Genomic DNA, 17,871 nt, shown 5'->3' on the forward strand with positions numbered 1-17,871 from the left:
CTCGAACCCACGACCTGCTGATTACAAATCAGCTGCTCTAGCCAACTGAGCTACGCTGGCGACTCATTACGGGTGCAAATATAAAGCGGTTTTTCGTTTTACCAAAATAAATTTGCACTTTTTTATACTTTTTTTTGCTTACAATTCGTTGATTTTAGCAATCAATTGATTAGCAGTTTCTTCCAATTCAACATTGATTTGCTTGAAGTGCGCTTTTTTGTTTTCAACGTTCTTTGCATTCACTTTTGTGATCAAAGTATCGAAAGCAGCAATAGCCTGATCGATCAAAGCATTCGTTTCTGGAGTAGGATTTCCTGTAGTAGACATTTCAAATAAGTAAATTGCCTCAATAATATCTCCTAATACGAAGTTGATGTCTTTCTTTAAATTTTTAACGTTTGCCATTTTTATTTTTATTTTAATTTGCGTCTGCAAAAGTACATATAATCTTTATATTAAGTACTATGAAATGTAAATTTCTAAAATTGAAGCATTTCCGGTTAAGATAAATGCATTTATCTCAGCAGGAACCAAAACAGTATCTCCCTTTATATAAGTCTGTTTAAATCCATCAAATTCGATTTCGAAACTCCCTTCAATACACATATAAACTGTAAATGACTCTCCCGATTTAGAAACTTCCAATTTATTTTCTAATGGAATAAAATTGGTAGTAAAGTAAGGACAGTCAACTACTGTATTCGAAGTATTTACTTTGGTTTCATATTTCTTCTGCGTATCAACTTTATTATAGTTTATTGCATCTAAAGCTAAATCTACGTGAAGTTCTCTTTTATTTCCTTGTGCATCTACACGATCAAAATCATATAAACGGTATGTAATATCAGATGTTTGCTGAATTTCAGCAACTACTAAACCAGCTCCAATCGCATGAACGGTTCCGGTTTCTAAAAAGAAAACATCTCCGGATTTTGCTTTCACATCATCTAAGATCGAAACCAGAGTATTGTCCTGTAAATGTGTTAGATATTCTTCTTTACTTGAATTTTCTTTGAAACCAACAATAATTCTTGAATCGGCATCAGCCTGCATTACATACCACATTTCAGTTTTCCCGAATGAGTTATGGCGCTCTTTTGCCAATTTATCATTTGGATGAACCTGAATCGAAAGATCTTCACGGGCGTCCAGATATTTAAAAAGTAACGGAAATTGTTTACCGAAACGTTTATAAACTGCTGTTCCTAAAATTTCATTTGGCGTTTCATCAATAAGTTCCATCAATGATTTTCCTTTCAAAACCCCATTGGCAACAACACTAACATCGCCTTCAACAGTTGATAATTCCCAGCTCTCACCAGTTATTTTAGTCGTAATTGGTTTATTCAGAAGTGTTTTTAATTTTTCTCCTCCCCAGATTCTGTCTTTTAGAATGGGTTGAAATTGTAAAGGGTATAAACTTGATTTCATAATTTTAATTTGGCTAATATCACTATCAAATCATTCGTGATTTGATATTTTCAGGTTAATTTATAATACTAATTCTTTAATTATTTCGAGAGCTTTCTCAATATGCTTTGCGGCATTCATACTATCAAAAATATAAATTACAACACCGTTCCGGTCTATAATGTAAGTCACCCTTCCAGGCAACAGACCAAAAAGATTATTTTTAACACCAAAAAGACTCCTCAATTTTTTATCCTGATCGGACAATAATATAAAAGGCAGCTCATGTTTCTTAGCAAATTTATGATGCGATTTTACGCTGTCGCTACTTATACCGATTACCTCGGCACCTAAATCCTTGAAATCTTCGTATTGATCACGAAAACTACAGGCTTCAGTAGTACAGCCTGGCGTATTGTCTTTTGGATAAAAATAAATCACGAGCGGCTTTCGGCCTAAGAAATTTTGGCTTTCAAAAACTTCTCCCTGACTATCTTTTGCAGTAAAATTCGGAACTATATCTCCTATTTTTAATGACATTTATTATTCTCCTTTATAAGTTACAAAATTGCGGTCCGTTTCATTCAAAACAATTTCCAGATCAAAATCGGGTTGAATTCTTTTTCTGATTTTATTCCATATCACAACAGCAATATTCTCAGCAGTTGGATTCAAATCTTGAAATTCCGGAACATCCAGATTCAGATTTTTGTGATCAAACGGAATTTCAACTTCTTCGTTAATAATATCCGCTAATACTTTCACATCTAAAACAAAACCGGTTTCTGGGTCAATCTTTCCTGTAACACTAACTGTTAAACCATAATTATGACCATGAAAATTGGGATTATTACATTTTCCAAAAACAGCATTGTTTTTTTCAGATGTCCAATCTTTCCTGTGCAATCGATGTGCAGCATTAAAATGTGCTTTTCTTGATATGGTTACTTTCATTTGGGTTTGGTTGGTATTGTTAAATTTTATGGTCTTCTAAATAATGATAAAATTCATCAAAAATTATTTTGAACCATACGGTATAAATTTCGGGCTGTTTCTCAATATCTTCTTTAATATCTTCAATTTTCATCCACTTCCAATCTTCTACTTCGTCATGATTTATAGCAGGATTATCGTTAAAATACCCGATCATCACATGATCAAGCTCGTGTTCTGTTAATCCGTTATCAAATGGTGCTTTATAAATAAAATGAAAAAGTTCTTTCAATTCTGTTTTAAAACCCATTTCTTCAAACAATCTTCGGCTTCCCGCTTCAATATTGTTTTCGCCCTCACGCTGGTGACTACAACATGTATTGGTCCAGAGTAAAGGAGAATGATATTTTTGATGTGCTCTTTGTTGGAGCATAATTTCATTTTTACTATTTAATATAAAAACTGAAAAAGCACGATGCAATAAAGCTTTTTCATGGGCTTCTAATTTCGGCATTAACCCAATTTGCTCGTCATTTTGATTGACTAATATTACGTTTTCTTCTATCATTACAGTATTTTGTACAAACAAAAATACGAAAAAAGAAATGGCTTGAAAATCCTGAAAAAGATTGTGAAAAGTTTAACGAGTGAACTATTTAATAATCAAAACATTAAAAATAAAATATTATTCAAAAAGCTTTATAAAACAAGCCCAAAAACTAAATCTACTGGTTTTACGTAAATAAGGAAAAGTTAAAACATACTTAAAAAAAACTCAATTGTAAATTAGGCGACATCTAGTAGTAAACTCTCTTGTACCTTTGAAATATAAACTAAAGCCTTATGGAAATCATGAAGATAAAAACCCAAATTTTAAGCCTTTGCTTTTTAATACCACTTTTCATTTTGCAGGCCTGTGGACAAAACACTAAAAAACAACAATCAAAAACAGTTGTAATGGAAAACAAAATCAACAAACCGGGAAACCCTTATTATTCAAACACAGATACCAACAAACTAAACGTAAGTAATGCCGAATGGAAAAAAGTACTTCCAGATGATGTTTATGCGGTAATGCGTGAAGCAGACACGGAAAGACCTTTTACAGGTAAGTATTGGAATACGGACGAAAAAGGAACTTATTACTGTGCTTCTTGCGGAAACAAACTTTTTAGATCGGGAGCAAAATTCGCCAGCAGTTGCGGATGGCCCAGTTTTTTTGAACAAGACAACAAAAAAAGTGTCATTTATAAAGAAGACAATTCACTCGGAATGGAACGAATCGAAGCATTGTGCGGCCGTTGCGGCGGGCATTTAGGACATTTATTTGATGACGGCCCTGAACCAACCGGCAAACGCTATTGCATGAACTCGATTGCACTTGACTTTATTCCTGATAACAAATAATTTATTATGAAAAACATACTTTTAATCACGCTTTTTGCTTTAAGCTTAAATGGATTTGCACAAAAAAAAGCTTCAAACCTTGAAACTATTACACTCGGCGGCGGATGCTATTGGTGTGTTGAAGCAGTTTATGAAGATTTAAACGGAGTGAAATCTGTTGTCTCTGGATTTTCTGGTGGACATGTTGCCAATCCTTCTTATGAGGAAGTTTGCACAGGAGAAACCGGCCATGCAGAAGTAGTTCAAATTACCTACGACAAAAACATAACTGATATCAATGAAATCTTCAAAGTTTTCTTTACAGTTCACGATCCCACTACTTTAAACCGTCAGGGTGCAGATGTTGGAACACAATATCGTTCTGTGATTTTTTATAAAAACGAAGAACAGAAAAAAGCAGCACAAAGTATAATCGCTGAACTAAACAAAGCAAAAGTTTACCCTACTCCTATTGTGACAAAAGTAGAGCCTTTTAAGAAATTCTATAAAGCTGAAGATTATCATCAGAATTATTATGCAAACAATAAAAATCAGCCGTATTGCAAAATGGTAATCCAACCGAAAATAGAAAAATTCGAAAAAGTCTTTAAAGACAAACTCAAAAAGAAATAAGACCATAAAAAAAAGGGAAATGACTTAAAACATTTCCCTTTTCTTTTATATTCATTTTAAAACTATTACTTAACTACTTTTTTAAATCGCATCATCGGCACATCGCCCTGAATTAAATTTAGTTTTCCGTCTTTGTCAATAGCATAACTTGTTATTTTTTTCATTTGTTGTAAAAACTGTTGTTCTCCTCCACCTTCACAAAACATCAGTGTTGCTGGTCCTGGCTCTCCAAAAGTTAAATATTTCCCATTCAGGGTATAAGGCGCACTATAACCGTTACATCCATTATTACCATAAACTTTTGTTTCTTTCTGGTCAAAGGTAATTTGTGGTTTTTTATTTGGATACAATCCTTCAAAAGCAATTCTTGGTCCGGAAATATATTCTAACTCCCATGTTGTATCGTAAATATTGGCCGTATTTTTGGTTTCTTTTGATGCCATACATGAAGTAAGTAATAAGGTTAAAACTGAAACCACTGCAAGTGTATATTTTTTCATAAAATTTACTTTTTAAATTAATATTTGTTTTTGAAGATTAAAATTATTCTACAAACTGTTCCTTCTCAATATTCGTGCCCGTCAGCAAATTTTTATAAAATAAAAATTGCTCATGTTTCATTTTTAAAATGGAGTTTCTGATTTCTAAGCCACATTAATTACATTAAATAGCTACAAATCAAATGTTTAAATTAAAATACATATTTGCTTTTTTTTTGTAATTTGCATCGATCAAAAAACAACTAATCATCAACAAAAACCAAAAAAAATGAAGCAATTCCTTTTATTGTTTACCTTCTTTATTACCATTTTCCAAGGCCACTCCCAAGAAAATCTTCCGACAGATTATCTTTCAAAAGAATTCCACAAAGGCCGACGTGAAGCATTTAGAGCTCTTATGCCTGCAAATTCTGTAGCTGTGATCTTTTCTTATCCGGAAAGAGTTTTTTCAAGAGACATAAATTACAATTATCATGCAAATCCGGACATGTACTACCTTTCAGGCTACAAAGAGCCTGATGCCGTTTTACTTATTTTTAAAGAAGCACAAGGAACAGGAGAAACGTATAACGAAGTATTGTTTGTCAGAGAAAGAAATGCAACCAGAGAAATGTGGACCGGAAGACGTTTAGGCGTTGAAGGAGCAAAATCAAAATTAGGCTTCACTACCGTTTATAACGGAAAAGACTTTAAAGATTTCGCTGTAGATTTCAAAAAATTCAGTAAAATCATTTACGATAAAATTCCATCAGATCTTGGAAACAGCAGAAACGATTTTGATCTTGCCGGCTTATTTGAGTCATTTAAAACCAAAGCAGGAATTACTGCTGGAAATACTGCTTCATTAGAATCTTTTAATGACATAACGAGCTCATTGAGAGAAATCAAAACTCCTGAAGAACTGGAATTAATGCGCAAAACCGTTAAACTTTCCTGCATTGCTCACAACGAAGTAATGAAGGCGGTTGGTCCTGACATGAGTGAAAATGAGGCGGATGGAATTCACTCCTATATTCACCGTAGATATGGAGCTGAAGACGAAGGATATCCTCCAATAGTAGGTGCCGGAGCAAATGGATGTATTTTACACTATGGAGAAAACAACAGTACAAAAATGGATAATCAGTTATTATTGATGGACGTTGGGTCTGAATATCATGGTTATTCTGCCGATGTTACCCGTACAATTCCTGCAAACGGAAAATTTACTGAAGAACAAAAAGCAATTTATCAATTAGTTTACGACGCTCAGGAAGCTGTTTTTAAAATCTGTAAAGAAGGAACACCTCTTTTAGATTTAAACAATACTGCAAAAGAAGTTCTGGCAAAAGGTTTAATAAAACTAGGAATTATTACTGACCCTCAAGATGTGAAAATATATTATCCGCACGGATGTTCTCATTTTCTTGGTCTAGATGTTCATGATAAAGGAATTTTCAAAGGTCCGCAAAGTCTTTTAAAAGAAAATATGATCCTTACTGTTGAACCAGGAATTTATATTCCGGCAAACAGTAAATGTGACAAAAAATGGTGGAATATTGGTGTTCGTATCGAAGATGATATTTTAATCAAAAAAGATTCATACGAGAATTTATCAGCAGAATCTCCTAGAAAATGGGATGAAATTGAAAAATTAGCTGCTCAAAAAAGCACTTTCAACGAAATGAAATTCCCTAAAATATAATTTATTTTATGACCACAGATAAAATATTAAAATGATTTGTTCGCCACGAATTTCACGAATTAGCACTAATTAAATTCATGTAGATTCGTGAAATTCGTGGCAAACTATCTCAGCTTTAAAATCATTTTAATCTTTTAATCTGTGGCAAAAAAACCAAAACCTCGTTTCCAAATAAACGAGGTTTTTTTATGCAGTTTTAAGAAAAGCTTTTGAAAGTTAAGATCATTTTTACCGTACTTTGTATCCCAAAAATATTTTAAAAATGAAAGCACTTACCTTTTCTTCTTTCGGAAATTCAGACGTTCTGGAATATATCGAGATTCCGAATCCGCAATTAAAAAACGACGAAATTTTAGTCGAAATGAAAGCCATCGGATTAAATTTTGCCGATATTTACAGACGAAAAGGAAACTATCATTTAAAAGGAAATCCGCCTTTTATTGCAGGTTACGAAGGTGCAGGAATTGTAGTCGATGCAAACAATCATCCCGAATATAAGGTTGGAGATCGCGTGGCTTTCGCCGATGTTCCTTTTGCAAACGCAGAACTGGTTGCGGTAAATACAAATCACGTTTTGCCATTGCCCGAAGCTATTTCGTTCGAAACCGCAGCTTCTATTTTACTGCAAGGTTTAACAGCACATTATTTAGCGACCGACAGTCATAAAACTACAAAAGGCGAAACCGTTTTAATTCACGCTGTTGCCGGAGGAGTTGGACAATTTCTTACCCAAATCAGCACGCTTTTAGGCGCTAAAGTTATTGGCTTAACTTCCTCATCAGACAAAGTAAAAGTTGCCATTGAACAAGGTGCCGATCACGTTTTTCTATACAATGAAAATTGGAAATCAGATATTTTCAAAACAATTCCAAATGGTGTCGACGTGGTCTACGACAGTATCGGAAGCACATTAATGGACAGTTTTGAAGTTACCAAAGAATGTGGTCAGGTCGTTTTCTTCGGAATGGCAGGCGGTGACCCCGAATTTGTAAATCCGAGAATGTTAATGGATACTTCCAAAACCCTAACCGGCGGTGATTTGTGGAGTTATTTAAAATCAAAAGAAGAAAGAATCAAAAGAGCTAACCAATTATTCAACTGGATTATCGAAGGAAAAATTACACTTTCTACTCCAACTTCTTTCAAATTATCAGAAGGAAAACTGGCACACGATTTTCTGGAAAGCCGAAAAAGTACCGGAAAAATAATTTTGATTCCGTAAAAAACATTTCATTATTTTTTCGCCACGAATTCACGAATTTTAATTTTGTAATAATTCGTGAATGCGTGGCGATTATTCATAGTGAATTTAATTCAAAGCCTCACCAATCATCAAAGCACATTTCTCTCCATCAATTGCTGCAGAAATAATTCCACCTGCATAACCCGCTCCTTCTCCACATGGATACAATCCTTTTATCTGCAAATGTTCATAAGTAATAGGATCTCTCGGAATTCTGACTGGCGATGAAGTTCTGCTTTCCGGAGCGTGCAAAATTGCTTCATTAGTCAAATAACCTCGCATCGATTTACCGAATTCCTTAAAACCTTCACGTAAAATCTGCGATAAAAATCCTGGAAAAACCTGTCCCATCTCTACTGAAGTTGTTCCAGGAACATAGGACGTTTTCGGAATATCGGCAGAAACTTTATTTTGTGTAAAATCAATCATTCGTTGTGCCGGAACTTTTTGAGTCTCACCTGCCAAATGCCATGCTTTTTGTTCGATGCTTTTCTGGAATTCCATTCCGGCCAAAGCACCAAATTTTGCGAAAGGTTTAAAATCTTCCAATTTCAATTCGATTACAATTCCGGAGTTTGCCGTTGCCTGATCACGTTTAGACGGCGACCATCCATTTGTAACCACTTCACCCGGACTTGTAGCGCAAGGTGCAATAACGCCACCCGGACACATACAAAAAGAGTACATTCCTCGGCCGTTTACTTGTTTTACAATTGAATATGGTGCTGGTGGCAAATGCTCACCACGATAATCACAACTATATTGAATGCTATCTATTAATTGTTGAGAATGTTCTGCACGAACACCTAAAGCAAATGGTTTAGCCTCAATGAAAATTTTCTTTTTGTCTAATAATTCAAAAATATCGCGCGCCGAATGGCCTGTTGCTAAGATTAATTTATTCGCCAGAATCTTGTCTCCGGTTTGCGTTACGATTCCTTCGACTTCGTTATTTTTCACTAAAATATCAGTAACTCGTGTGTCAAACAAAACCTGCCCACCAAACTCGATAATTTTGTTTCGAATATCTTCAATAATTTTAGGCAGTTTATTGGTCCCGATGTGCGGATGCGCTTCCACCAAAATATCTTCAGAAGCTCCAAAAGCCACTAAAAGCTCTAAAATTCTCGTAACATCGCCGCGTTTTTTTGAACGCGTATATAATTTTCCGTCAGAATACGTTCCTGCTCCGCCTTCACCAAAACAATAATTAGAATCTTCGTTCACCAAGTGATCCACATTGATTGCTTTTAAGTCGCGTCGGCGTCCGCGAACATCTTTTCCGCGTTCGATTACAATTGGCTTTAAGCCTAATTCAATTAATTGCAATGCAGCAAAAAGCCCAGCCGGGCCTGCACCAACCACAATAACTTCCTGAGCAGAAGAAACATCTTTATATATAGGTAACTCGATTTTGGTTTCCTGAAAAGCTTCGCCCTGCAAATAGATAATCACTTTCAAATTGATTTTTATCGCTTTTTGACGAGCATCAATTGAACGTTTTAAAATAGAAATATGTTGAATTTCCTTAGGAGAAACCTTTATTTGTTTAGACAAATAGTCTTTCAGCAACAATTCGTTTGAAGCTATATCTGGAGTTACCTGAAGTAAAAGTTCTCTTGGCATTGTATTTTATTTTTCAATTAGCTTTTCTATTTATGAAAAGAACATGCAAAAATAACATTTTGAAATGACTTTATGTAATTAACCGCAAAGTACGCTAAGATTTTTCAAAGGTGATGTTTTACAAAAACACAAAGTTCGCAAAGCTTTGTGTTGGTATAGCTTTGCGAACTTTGTGTTTTCTATGCGTAAAGTAAAATTAAATCTTAGCGCACTTTGTGGTTAATTATACAGTAACTTTTCTCTTCTTCGTAAAATCTTTACTATTTATTTTTAGCCACAGATTATATGGATTAAAAAGATTTCCTTTAAAGAACAATTAGACGCACTGCCGTGCGTCTCTACAGAAAAAAAACTCAGGACCTCAGAACCTTTTTTTTTAAAATAGACTTTGTACCTTTGTCCCTCTGAACCTTTGCACCTTTTAAAAAAAAATGTCTAGAAAAATAAAATTAATTTGGGATTTCCGTGGTCCGGCATCAGCAAAAACAGCCGAACATCATGAAATTCATTTGAAAGAATATATCGCAATAGAAAAGCTTCCACTAAATATTACAGGCTTTAAAATTGTAAACGAAATGCATGCAACCGCTTTTATGGTGGTTACTGAAGAAAATATGATTCAGATAAGAGATGCTTTGAAACCGCATCGTGGGGAAGTCTTTGAAGGTTAAATTCCAATAAAAAAATTCCAAATTCCAATTAATGGCGGGGAAATTCCAATGAAAAAATTCCAAATTCCAATTACTTCGGGAAATCTCAAATAAAAAATTCCAAATTCCAAACTATCGTTAGCATTGGAATTTGGAATTTATATTTTTCTATTTAATTTTTTCTTTTTTTTGTTCTTTTTGGAATTTGGAATTTAAAAAGATTGGAATTTAATTTTAATTCGCAACCTCACTAATAAACTTAATTCTCATCAATCTTAATTCATCAATATCATAATCGCCATCGAATTCTTTAAGTGCGTCTTCGATTTTGTCTGATTCTGATTCCATGAAATAATCATGAATTTCTTCCTGCTGATCATCATCAAGCATATCGTCAACCCAATATTTGATATTCAGTTTTGTGCCGGCGTACACGATTTGCTCCATTTCTTTAATCAAAGCATCCATCGTAAGACCTTTTGCAGAAGCAATATCGTTCAAAGACAATTTTCTATCGATATTCTGGATGATGTATAATTTATTAGCAGAGTTAACTCCCGTAGATTTTACCACTAAATCATCTGGACGAATAATATCATTATCGTCTACATAACGACTGATTAAAGTAACGAATTCTCCACCGTATTTTTTGGCTTTTCCTTCTCCAACACCATGAATATTGAATAATTCCGGTAATGTAATTGGATATTTCAAAGCCATATCCTCAAGAGAAGGATCCTGAAAAACTACAAACGGAGGAACTCCAAGTTTCTTGGCTACTTTTTTACGCAATTCACGTAACATTCCCATTAAAACTTCATCGGCAGTTCCAGATGATTTCGCTGCGGTTACGATTGCTTCATCTTCCGTCTCATTGTACTCATGATCTTCAGACATCATAAAAGAAACAGGTTTTTTAATGAAGTTCAAACCTTCTTTAGTGATTTTCACCACACCATACGTTTCAATATCTTTTGACAAATAACCTGCGACCAAAACTTGTCGAAGCAAGGCCATCCAGTATTTTTCATCATGATCTGATCCTGAACCAAAAAAGGATTGCGTATCAGTTTTGTGTGCTTTGATGACTGCGTTTATACGCCCAATTAAAGTAAACACAATTTCTTTTGACTTATAAATATGTTTGGTGTCGCGAACGATTTCCAGCAATTTAACCACCTGATCTTTGGCTTCAATTTTATTCTTCGGATTACGAACGTTGTCATCCATATCAGCACCTTCTCCGGTTTCACTGTCAAATTCTTCACCAAAATAATGAAGCAGAAATTTTCTTCGTGACATTGAGGTTTCGGCGTATGCCACAACTTCCTGCAAAAGCGCAAAACCAATTTCCTGTTCTGCAACCGGTTTTCCAGACATGAATTTTTCCAGCTTTTCTACATCTTTATAAGAGTAATAGGCCAAACAATGTCCTTCTCCTCCATCACGACCGGCACGACCCGTTTCCTGATAATAACTTTCAAGTGATTTTGGAATATCATGGTGAATTACAAAACGAACGTCCGGTTTATCGATTCCCATTCCAAAGGCGATGGTTGCAACCACGACATCTACGTCTTCCATCAAAAACATATCCTGATGTTTGGCGCGTGTCTTTGCATCTAAACCTGCGTGATAAGGAACAGCACTGATTCCGTTAACTTGTAAAACTTCGGCAATTGATTCGACTTTTTTACGGCTTAAGCAGTAAATAATTCCGGATTTGCCTTTATGTTGTTTAATAAACCGAATGATATCCGATTCAATATTTTTTGTTTTTGTACGAACTTCGTAGTACAAGTTCGGTCTGTTGAATGATGCTTTAAAAGTATTTGCATCAGACATATCAAGGTTTTTCAGAATATCTTCCTGAACTTTTGGGGTTGCAGTTGCGGTTAGTCCAATAATTGGGACTTGCCCTAATTGTTTGATAATATTTTTCAGATTTCGGTATTCCGGCCTAAAATCATGCCCCCATTCCGAAATACAATGCGCTTCATCAATAGCAACAAATGAGATGGGTACACTTTGTAAAAAGGCTACATATTCTTCTTTTGTTAAAGATTCGGGAGCAACATATAAAAGTTTGGTTAAACCAGAAGTGATGTCTTTTTTTACCTGGGCAATTTCTGTTTTTGTGAGGGACGAATTTAGCACATGTGCAATTCCGTTTTCTGAAGAAAGGCTTCGAATCGCATCAACCTGATTTTTCATCAAAGCAATCAAAGGAGAAACAACAATGGCTGTCCCGTCCTGAATTAAAGCGGGTAATTGATAACAAAGAGACTTTCCACCGCCTGTCGGCATAATTACAAAAGTATTCTTCTCATCTAAAATACTCGTAATGACTTGCTCCTGCAAGCCCTTAAATTGGCTAAAGCCGAAATACTTCTTTAATTCCTTGTGTATTTCAATTTCGTTTGAATTCATTCTTTATATTAATGGTATTTTGTATAAATTTGCAACACATAAAGATACAACTTTCTTTTATACATACAAATTTTAAATATTCTGTTTTGATCACAAAAGAAAATATATTGGCAATCGCCAAAAAAACCATACTATCTGAAAGTGAAGCGATTACAAAATTAATTGATTTCCTTGACGAAAATTTCTACGAAGCAACACAACGCATTTACGAAACCAAAGGCCGACTAATTGTTACCGGAATAGGAAAAAGTGCCATCATTGCTCAAAAAATGGTTGCTACTTTTAACTCAACCGGAACTCCTTCTATGTTTTTACACGCCTCAGAAGCAATTCACGGTGATTTGGGAATGATACAAAATGATGATATTGTTATTTGTATTTCGAAAAGCGGAAACAGTCCTGAAATTAAAGTTTTAGTTCCGTTGTTGAAACGTTTCGGAAACATTTTGATTGCTATTACAGGAAACGTAACTTCATCTTTAGCCAAAGGCTCAGATTATGTTTTGAACACAACAGTTGACATGGAGGCCTGTCCAATAAATCTTGCTCCGACAAACAGCACAACAGCACAACTTGTTATGGGTGATGCGCTTGCGGTTTGTTTAATGGAAATGCGAGACTTCAAACCAGAAGATTTTGCCATTTATCATCCGGGTGGTGCTTTAGGGAAAAAACTATTGCTGCGCGTAAAAGACATGATTGAGCATTCATTAAAACCAATGGTAACTCCGGAAACATCAATCAAAAAAGCAATTTTTGAAATTTCTGAAAAAAGATTGGGTGTAACTGCGGTAATCGAGAATGATAAAATCGTCGGAATTATTACCGATGGAGACATCCGAAGAATGTTAAATGACGTAGATACTATTGCGGACTTAAATGCAAGAGATATTATGTCAAAAAACCCAAAAACAGTATCTTCAGAAACTATGGCTGTTGACGCCTTAAATATTTTAGAAGATTTCTCCATAACACAACTAATTGTTGCCGATAATGGCGAATATAAAGGAGTATTACATTTACATGACATTTTAAAAGAAGGAATCGTATAATGGCAAAGAAGAACCTTGGCGAAATGTCATTTTTAGACCATCTTGAAGAATTAAGATGGTTATTAGTTAGAAGTACAATTGCAACAATGATAATGGCATTTGTTACTTATTTTGTTAGTGATTATTTATTTGACAAAATTATTTTAGGTCCGACCAGACCTAGTTTTTTCACCTATGTATGGTTTTGTGATTTATCACATCAGTTAGGTTTTGCGGATAGTATCTGTATTACTCAGTTGAATTTCATTATTCAGAATACGGAGATGGAAGGTCAGGTAAATATTTTTGTATGGATGTGTCTTTTGGCAGGTTTCATATTAAGTTTCCCTTATATTTTATGGGAAATCTGGAAATTCATTAGTCCGGCGCTTTATGAGAAAGAAAGAAAAAATGCGAGAGTTTTTATTTTCACTTCTTCTTTTCTTTTCTTTTTAGGTGTATTGTTTGGCTATTTTGTTGTTATTCCGATGTCCGTGAATTTCGTTGCGACTTTCTCTGTGAGTGATGTAGTAAAAAATCAATTTACATTAGACTCTTATATGGGAATGGTAAAAACAAGTATTCTGGGAAGTGCTATATTTTTTGAGCTTCCAATCGCGATCTATTTCTTAACAAAATTAGGATTAGTAACTCCTGATTTCTTAAGAAAATATTGGAAATATGCCGTAGTTATCATCTTGATTATTGCAGCAATCGTAACGCCTCCGGATGTTGTAAGTCAAACTATTGTAGCCATACCAATGTTACTTATTTATGAGGTTAGTATCCTGATTTCAAGGATTGTTTATAGAAATAAATTAAAAGAAAAAAATGTCTGAATTAATTCAAGAATTTAACGACTATCGTTCTAAAATGAACGAAAAATTATTAGCTGACAATAACAAAATTGTAAAGCGAATTTTCAATCTTGACACTAATGCATACGCGGCAGGAGCTCTTGATGTAAAAACAAAAGAACTTTTAGGATTAGTTGCTTCGGCAGTGTTACGTTGTGATGATTGTGTAAAATATCACTTGGAAACCAGCCACAAAGAGGGGGTTACCAAAGAAGAAATGATGGAAGCAATGGGAATCGCAACTTTGGTTGGAGGAACAATCGTAATTCCGCATTTAAGAAGAGCTTACGAATTTTGGGAAGCTTTGGAAGAGGAAGCTTCTAATTAGAAAATGTGCCAATTTGATAATTAGATAATTTCCTGAAAATACTCTAATTATTTAATTCTGAATTACAAATTCTAAATTTTAAAAAAGCAATAATATATTAATTGATATATCTGATTGATTATTTTACAGTTATTTTACTTTTCAAATTGAATTTGAGTTAGTTTTTTCAATTATCTAATTGACTAATTTTCTAATTGACTAATTCTGAAAACGCAATAATTTGTTAATTGATGTATCTGATTGATTATTTTACTTTTAATTTGTCCCTTCTAATAAAATTTTAAAATTGAATTTGAGTTAGTTTTTCAATTATCTCATTTTCTAATTATCTAATTATCTAATTATCTAATTGAAAAAATGAAGCTAAGAGCCGATAATTTAATCAAAACCTATAAAGGACGCAGTGTTGTAAAAGGAATTTCTGTTGAAGTAAATCAAGGGGAAATCGTGGGACTTTTGGGTCCGAATGGTGCTGGAAAAACAACTTCGTTCTATATGATTGTAGGATTGGTAAAACCAAATCAGGGAAATATTTATCTTGATGATTTGAATATTACTGATTATCCGATGTACAAACGTGCACAACAAGGAATTGGTTATTTGGCACAAGAAGCTTCGGTTTTTAGAAAACTGAGCATTGAGGACAATATTCTGAGTGTTTTGCAATTGACTAAACTTTCAAAAGAAGAGCAAATTGCTAAAATGGAAAGTTTAATTGAAGAATTCAGTTTAGAGCATATTCGTACCAACCGAGGCGATTTACTTTCAGGAGGAGAACGTCGTCGTACTGAAATTGCGCGTGCTTTGGCAACAGATCCAAAATTCATTTTATTGGATGAACCTTTCGCGGGAGTTGACCCGGTTGCGGTTGAAGATATTCAGCGAATTGTAGCGCAGTTAAAAAATAAAAATATCGGAATCTTAATTACAGATCACAACGTACAAGAAACCTTAGCGATTACCGATAAAACCTATTTAATGTTTGAAGGAGGAATTTTGAAAGCCGGAATTCCGGAAGAATTGGTAGAAGATGAAATGGTTCGCCGTGTTTATCTTGGACAAAACTTCGAATTGCGTAAAAAGAAACTTGAATTTTAATAAAGGGTATTATGAAAGGTAAAAAGTGAGATGAGAATTACTTTTTACCTTTTTTTTTACTTCTTACGTTTCACTTTTACCAAAACTATTCAGTCGCAGTTTTCAGTTTTAAAAATAATAATTTAAGATGAAATCAGAAAAACCAACACCGGAAGATTATGATAATTGGCACAAAGACCCAAATAATTGGTATTTGGGATTTTTGTACTATAATCCAAAAGACAAAAGATTATTCACTCCAAAAAGAATATGGCAGCTTGGCTTAACTATAAATCTTGCCAATCCTTATTCTGCTTTAGTTGTCCTCGCATTATTCTCAATATTTATTCTTGCTCTTTTATCACGATAAACGAGCTACAATAAGTACTGAAACAGTGACTATCTACTATTCAACAGTTATAAACTGCAATTGCTCTAAGTCGCCATTATAAATATTCACATCCACTCTGTGTTTGATTCCAGGTAACGATGCTTTCTCAGTAAATTGCCAAAATAGCCAGTCGTCTTCAATTTTTTCTCTGTAGAAATTATAGTTGGCAATCCAGAATAAATATTCACTGAATTCCTCTTTTAAGAAATCACTATAATATCTTTCTCCGGTATAGATTATCGGACGAACCTGATAATGCGCTTCTACTTTATTCAGCCACCTTTTTAATCCTTTTTTCAAACTATCCAAAGGTTGGTTCTTCGGAAGTCTTTCTATATCTAAAACAGGCGGCAAATCACCTTTTTGCAATTTTACGGTTTTAATAAAAAGATTCGCCTGCTCAATCGAATTTTCGTTCGGACGATAATAATGATAAGCACCACGCATAATCTTATTCTTTTTAGCTCCAAGCCAATTGTGCATAAACTGCCTGTCAATTCGGTCATTTCCGGCAGTAGCCCGAATGAAAACAAATTGAACAGGGTATTTTTCTTCTAAAATTTCAACTTCATCCCAGTGTACCGTTCCTTGAAATTCAGATACATCAATTCCGATCACTTTCCCTTTATGATTTTCTAAAACCTGAATGTTTCTAACATCAGAAAGGTGCTTATCAACCTCATCTTCGCTTAAAACCTTACTGGATTTAAATCCTAGATAATAAGCCAATCCGGCACGATAATGATATATTGTTCCAAAGAAAAGTACCGCTAAAAAAGAAAAAATGATAAAGCGAATCACCCTGCTAAATGCAGAACGAGTTGGTTGAGGTTTTCTGGAATAAGAAGTTCGTCTTGTCGTTTTTCTAGCCATTCTAATGAAAACTACTTTTTCAAAAACACATTATTCACAACTGATAACAGCACATAAAAAATGATAATTAAAGGAATTGCGATATAATGAAGCAGCAAAACCATTACAACAGAAACTAATAAAAATACCACTTGTAAAGTGTTATCTTTTAAATTGAACTTTTTAATTTTCAATGCAAACAACGGAATTTCGGCATTCAAAATATAAGCACTACATAAAGTTATTGCCAATAAAACCCATTGGTTCGTCAAGATTTCAAGCATCATTAAAGAGTCAGAAAACTTTAAAACCAAAGGCAGACTTAAAATAAAAAGGGCATTTGCCGGCGTTGGCAATCCTATAAATGAATCGGTTTGACGTGTATCAATATTAAAATTTGCCAATCGGTAACAAGAACCTAATGTTATAATAAATCCTAAAAACGGAATTGCAGGATTTGTTCCTAATTCGTGAGCGCTGTTTGTAAACAAACTGTACATTACGTAACCCGGCGCAACACCGCTCGTTACCATATCTGCCAAAGAATCCAACTGTAATCCAAGCGGACTGGAAACTTTAAATAGTCGAGCAAAAAAACCATCAAAAAAATCAAAAAAGATTCCTAAACAAACCATGTAAAAAGCCATTTCATAATTGGCCTCAGAAATAAAAACAACGGCAACACAGCCACAAAACAGATTGATTAATGTAATTAAATTAGGAATGTGTTTTTTAATATTCATCTTTATAAAATTTGATAATGGTGAGGAACAAATTTAGTATAATAACTGCATGTACAAGTCGTTTTTTGAAGAGTTTTTTATTTGAAATTTTGGCATT

General features: G+C 34.2%; 20 protein-coding genes. 10 read left to right on the forward strand and 10 right to left on the reverse strand.

Annotated elements, in window-relative coordinates:
- Window positions 1-138: 138 nt before the first annotated feature.
- Genes J2X17_RS15165 through idi form a run of 5 tightly spaced genes read right to left on the reverse strand, consistent with a single transcriptional unit; the run spans window position 139 to window position 2,911 of the window.
- The gene (locus J2X17_RS15165; RefSeq protein WP_026982865.1) at window positions 139-405 is read right to left on the reverse strand and encodes a hypothetical protein; all 267 of its coding nucleotides are present in this window, start codon (window positions 403-405) and stop codon (window positions 139-141) included.
- Window positions 406-462: 57 nt separating this feature from the next.
- Window positions 463-1,431, reverse strand: coding sequence for a type I phosphomannose isomerase catalytic subunit (locus J2X17_RS15170; RefSeq protein WP_310299751.1), 969 nt, complete (start codon window positions 1,429-1,431; stop codon window positions 463-465).
- A gap of 60 nt (window positions 1,432-1,491) precedes the next feature.
- Entirely contained in the window at window positions 1,492-1,950 is a 459-nt protein-coding gene (locus tag J2X17_RS15175) for a peroxiredoxin (protein ID WP_310299754.1), read from the reverse strand.
- 3 nt (window positions 1,951-1,953) lie between these two features.
- Entirely contained in the window at window positions 1,954-2,364 is a 411-nt protein-coding gene (locus tag J2X17_RS15180) for a 6-carboxytetrahydropterin synthase (RefSeq protein ID WP_310299756.1), read from the reverse strand.
- Window positions 2,365-2,383: 19 nt separating this feature from the next.
- Entirely contained in the window at window positions 2,384-2,911 is a 528-nt protein-coding gene (idi, locus tag J2X17_RS15185) for an isopentenyl-diphosphate Delta-isomerase (RefSeq protein ID WP_310299758.1), read from the reverse strand.
- Window positions 2,912-3,195: 284 nt separating this feature from the next.
- Here idi and msrB point away from each other — a divergent pair, with 284 nt between their 5' ends.
- Window positions 3,196-3,750, forward strand: a complete 555-nt coding sequence (gene msrB / locus J2X17_RS15190) for a peptide-methionine (R)-S-oxide reductase MsrB (protein ID WP_310299761.1) — start codon at window positions 3,196-3,198, stop codon at window positions 3,748-3,750.
- A gap of 6 nt (window positions 3,751-3,756) precedes the next feature.
- On the forward strand, window positions 3,757-4,362 hold the full coding sequence (gene msrA / locus J2X17_RS15195) for a peptide-methionine (S)-S-oxide reductase MsrA (RefSeq protein ID WP_310299764.1): 606 nt from the start codon (window positions 3,757-3,759) through the stop codon (window positions 4,360-4,362).
- Window positions 4,363-4,427: 65 nt separating this feature from the next.
- Here msrA and J2X17_RS15200 read toward each other — a convergent pair whose 3' ends face one another.
- A complete protein-coding gene (locus tag J2X17_RS15200; protein WP_310299767.1) occupies window positions 4,428-4,862 on the reverse strand; it encodes an META domain-containing protein in 435 nt (144 codons plus the stop codon).
- Between the two features lie 268 nt (window positions 4,863-5,130).
- Here J2X17_RS15200 and J2X17_RS15205 point away from each other — a divergent pair, with 268 nt between their 5' ends.
- Window positions 5,131-6,546 (forward strand): aminopeptidase P N-terminal domain-containing protein, encoded by a 1,416-nt coding sequence (locus J2X17_RS15205; protein WP_310299770.1) that lies wholly within the window; start codon window positions 5,131-5,133, stop codon window positions 6,544-6,546.
- Between the two features lie 262 nt (window positions 6,547-6,808).
- Complete coding sequence (locus tag J2X17_RS15210) at window positions 6,809-7,768, forward strand: quinone oxidoreductase family protein (protein WP_310299772.1); 960 nt, start codon at window positions 6,809-6,811, stop codon at window positions 7,766-7,768.
- A gap of 87 nt (window positions 7,769-7,855) precedes the next feature.
- Here the strand turns inward: J2X17_RS15210 and J2X17_RS15215 are convergent, their stop codons facing one another.
- The gene (locus J2X17_RS15215) at window positions 7,856-9,415 is read right to left on the reverse strand and encodes an NAD(P)/FAD-dependent oxidoreductase (RefSeq protein ID WP_310299774.1); all 1,560 of its coding nucleotides are present in this window, start codon (window positions 9,413-9,415) and stop codon (window positions 7,856-7,858) included.
- A gap of 431 nt (window positions 9,416-9,846) precedes the next feature.
- On the opposite strand from J2X17_RS15215, the gene J2X17_RS15220 reads away from it, so the two are divergent.
- Entirely contained in the window at window positions 9,847-10,086 is a 240-nt protein-coding gene (locus J2X17_RS15220; RefSeq protein WP_310299777.1) for a hypothetical protein, read from the forward strand.
- 213 nt (window positions 10,087-10,299) lie between these two features.
- On the opposite strand, the gene recQ is transcribed toward J2X17_RS15220, so the two are convergent.
- Window positions 10,300-12,495, reverse strand: a complete 2,196-nt coding sequence (recQ, locus tag J2X17_RS15225) for a DNA helicase RecQ (protein WP_310299779.1) — start codon at window positions 12,493-12,495, stop codon at window positions 10,300-10,302.
- 86 nt (window positions 12,496-12,581) lie between these two features.
- Between recQ and J2X17_RS15230 the strand changes: the two genes are divergently transcribed.
- The 5 genes from J2X17_RS15230 (at window position 12,582) to J2X17_RS15250 (ending at window position 16,158) form a co-directional block, all read left to right on the forward strand.
- Complete coding sequence (locus J2X17_RS15230; protein WP_310299782.1) at window positions 12,582-13,547, forward strand: KpsF/GutQ family sugar-phosphate isomerase; 966 nt, start codon at window positions 12,582-12,584, stop codon at window positions 13,545-13,547.
- On the forward strand, window positions 13,547-14,365 hold the full coding sequence (gene tatC, locus J2X17_RS15235; protein WP_310299785.1) for a twin-arginine translocase subunit TatC: 819 nt from the start codon (window positions 13,547-13,549) through the stop codon (window positions 14,363-14,365). The genes J2X17_RS15230 and tatC overlap by 1 nt, the downstream gene beginning before the upstream one ends.
- A complete protein-coding gene (locus J2X17_RS15240; protein ID WP_310299789.1) occupies window positions 14,358-14,711 on the forward strand; it encodes a carboxymuconolactone decarboxylase family protein in 354 nt (117 codons plus the stop codon). Before tatC ends, J2X17_RS15240 begins: the two co-directional genes overlap by 8 nt.
- Before the next feature lie 357 nt (window positions 14,712-15,068).
- Window positions 15,069-15,809 (forward strand): LPS export ABC transporter ATP-binding protein, encoded by a 741-nt coding sequence (gene lptB, locus J2X17_RS15245; RefSeq protein ID WP_026982881.1) that lies wholly within the window; start codon window positions 15,069-15,071, stop codon window positions 15,807-15,809.
- Between the two features lie 127 nt (window positions 15,810-15,936).
- Window positions 15,937-16,158, forward strand: coding sequence for a DUF5808 domain-containing protein (locus J2X17_RS15250; protein ID WP_310299793.1), 222 nt, complete (start codon window positions 15,937-15,939; stop codon window positions 16,156-16,158).
- Between the two features lie 36 nt (window positions 16,159-16,194).
- Here the strand turns inward: J2X17_RS15250 and J2X17_RS15255 are convergent, their stop codons facing one another.
- Window positions 16,195-17,052 carry a glycoside hydrolase family 25 protein gene (locus tag J2X17_RS15255; RefSeq protein WP_310299796.1) on the reverse strand — a complete coding sequence of 286 codons (858 nt, stop codon included), beginning with the start codon at window positions 17,050-17,052 and terminating at the stop codon, window positions 16,195-16,197.
- Between the two features lie 11 nt (window positions 17,053-17,063).
- Window positions 17,064-17,774, reverse strand: coding sequence for a CDP-alcohol phosphatidyltransferase family protein (locus J2X17_RS15260; protein WP_310299799.1), 711 nt, complete (start codon window positions 17,772-17,774; stop codon window positions 17,064-17,066).
- Window positions 17,775-17,871 lie beyond the last annotated feature (97 nt).

Origin of the sequence: Flavobacterium aquidurense (assembly GCF_031458035.1) — a bacterium.
Classification (GTDB): Bacteria; Bacteroidota; Bacteroidia; order Flavobacteriales; family Flavobacteriaceae; genus Flavobacterium; species Flavobacterium aquidurense_C.

Coding starts and splice junctions, on each gene's coding strand:
- J2X17_RS15175 (WP_310299754.1), bottom strand. CDS start 1,950: ATGTCATTAAAAATAGGAGATATAGTTCCGAATTTTACTGCAAAAGAT.
- lptB (WP_026982881.1), top strand. CDS start 15,069: ATGAAGCTAAGAGCCGATAATTTAATCAAAACCTATAAAGGACGCAGT.
- J2X17_RS15260 (WP_310299799.1), bottom strand. CDS start 17,774: ATGAATATTAAAAAACACATTCCTAATTTAATTACATTAATCAATCTG.
- J2X17_RS15255 (WP_310299796.1), bottom strand. CDS start 17,052: ATGGCTAGAAAAACGACAAGACGAACTTCTTATTCCAGAAAACCTCAA.
- recQ (WP_310299779.1), bottom strand. CDS start 12,495: ATGAATTCAAACGAAATTGAAATACACAAGGAATTAAAGAAGTATTTC.
- J2X17_RS15240 (WP_310299789.1), top strand. CDS start 14,358: ATGTCTGAATTAATTCAAGAATTTAACGACTATCGTTCTAAAATGAAC.
- J2X17_RS15180 (WP_310299756.1), bottom strand. CDS start 2,364: ATGAAAGTAACCATATCAAGAAAAGCACATTTTAATGCTGCACATCGA.
- J2X17_RS15210 (WP_310299772.1), top strand. CDS start 6,809: ATGAAAGCACTTACCTTTTCTTCTTTCGGAAATTCAGACGTTCTGGAA.
- tatC (WP_310299785.1), top strand. CDS start 13,547: ATGGCAAAGAAGAACCTTGGCGAAATGTCATTTTTAGACCATCTTGAA.
- msrA (WP_310299764.1), top strand. CDS start 3,757: ATGAAAAACATACTTTTAATCACGCTTTTTGCTTTAAGCTTAAATGGA.
- J2X17_RS15220 (WP_310299777.1), top strand. CDS start 9,847: ATGTCTAGAAAAATAAAATTAATTTGGGATTTCCGTGGTCCGGCATCA.
- J2X17_RS15205 (WP_310299770.1), top strand. CDS start 5,131: ATGAAGCAATTCCTTTTATTGTTTACCTTCTTTATTACCATTTTCCAA.
- msrB (WP_310299761.1), top strand. CDS start 3,196: ATGAAGATAAAAACCCAAATTTTAAGCCTTTGCTTTTTAATACCACTT.
- J2X17_RS15250 (WP_310299793.1), top strand. CDS start 15,937: ATGAAATCAGAAAAACCAACACCGGAAGATTATGATAATTGGCACAAA.
- J2X17_RS15170 (WP_310299751.1), bottom strand. CDS start 1,431: ATGAAATCAAGTTTATACCCTTTACAATTTCAACCCATTCTAAAAGAC.
- idi (WP_310299758.1), bottom strand. CDS start 2,911: ATGATAGAAGAAAACGTAATATTAGTCAATCAAAATGACGAGCAAATT.
- J2X17_RS15165 (WP_026982865.1), bottom strand. CDS start 405: ATGGCAAACGTTAAAAATTTAAAGAAAGACATCAACTTCGTATTAGGA.
- J2X17_RS15200 (WP_310299767.1), bottom strand. CDS start 4,862: ATGAAAAAATATACACTTGCAGTGGTTTCAGTTTTAACCTTATTACTT.
- J2X17_RS15215 (WP_310299774.1), bottom strand. CDS start 9,415: ATGCCAAGAGAACTTTTACTTCAGGTAACTCCAGATATAGCTTCAAAC.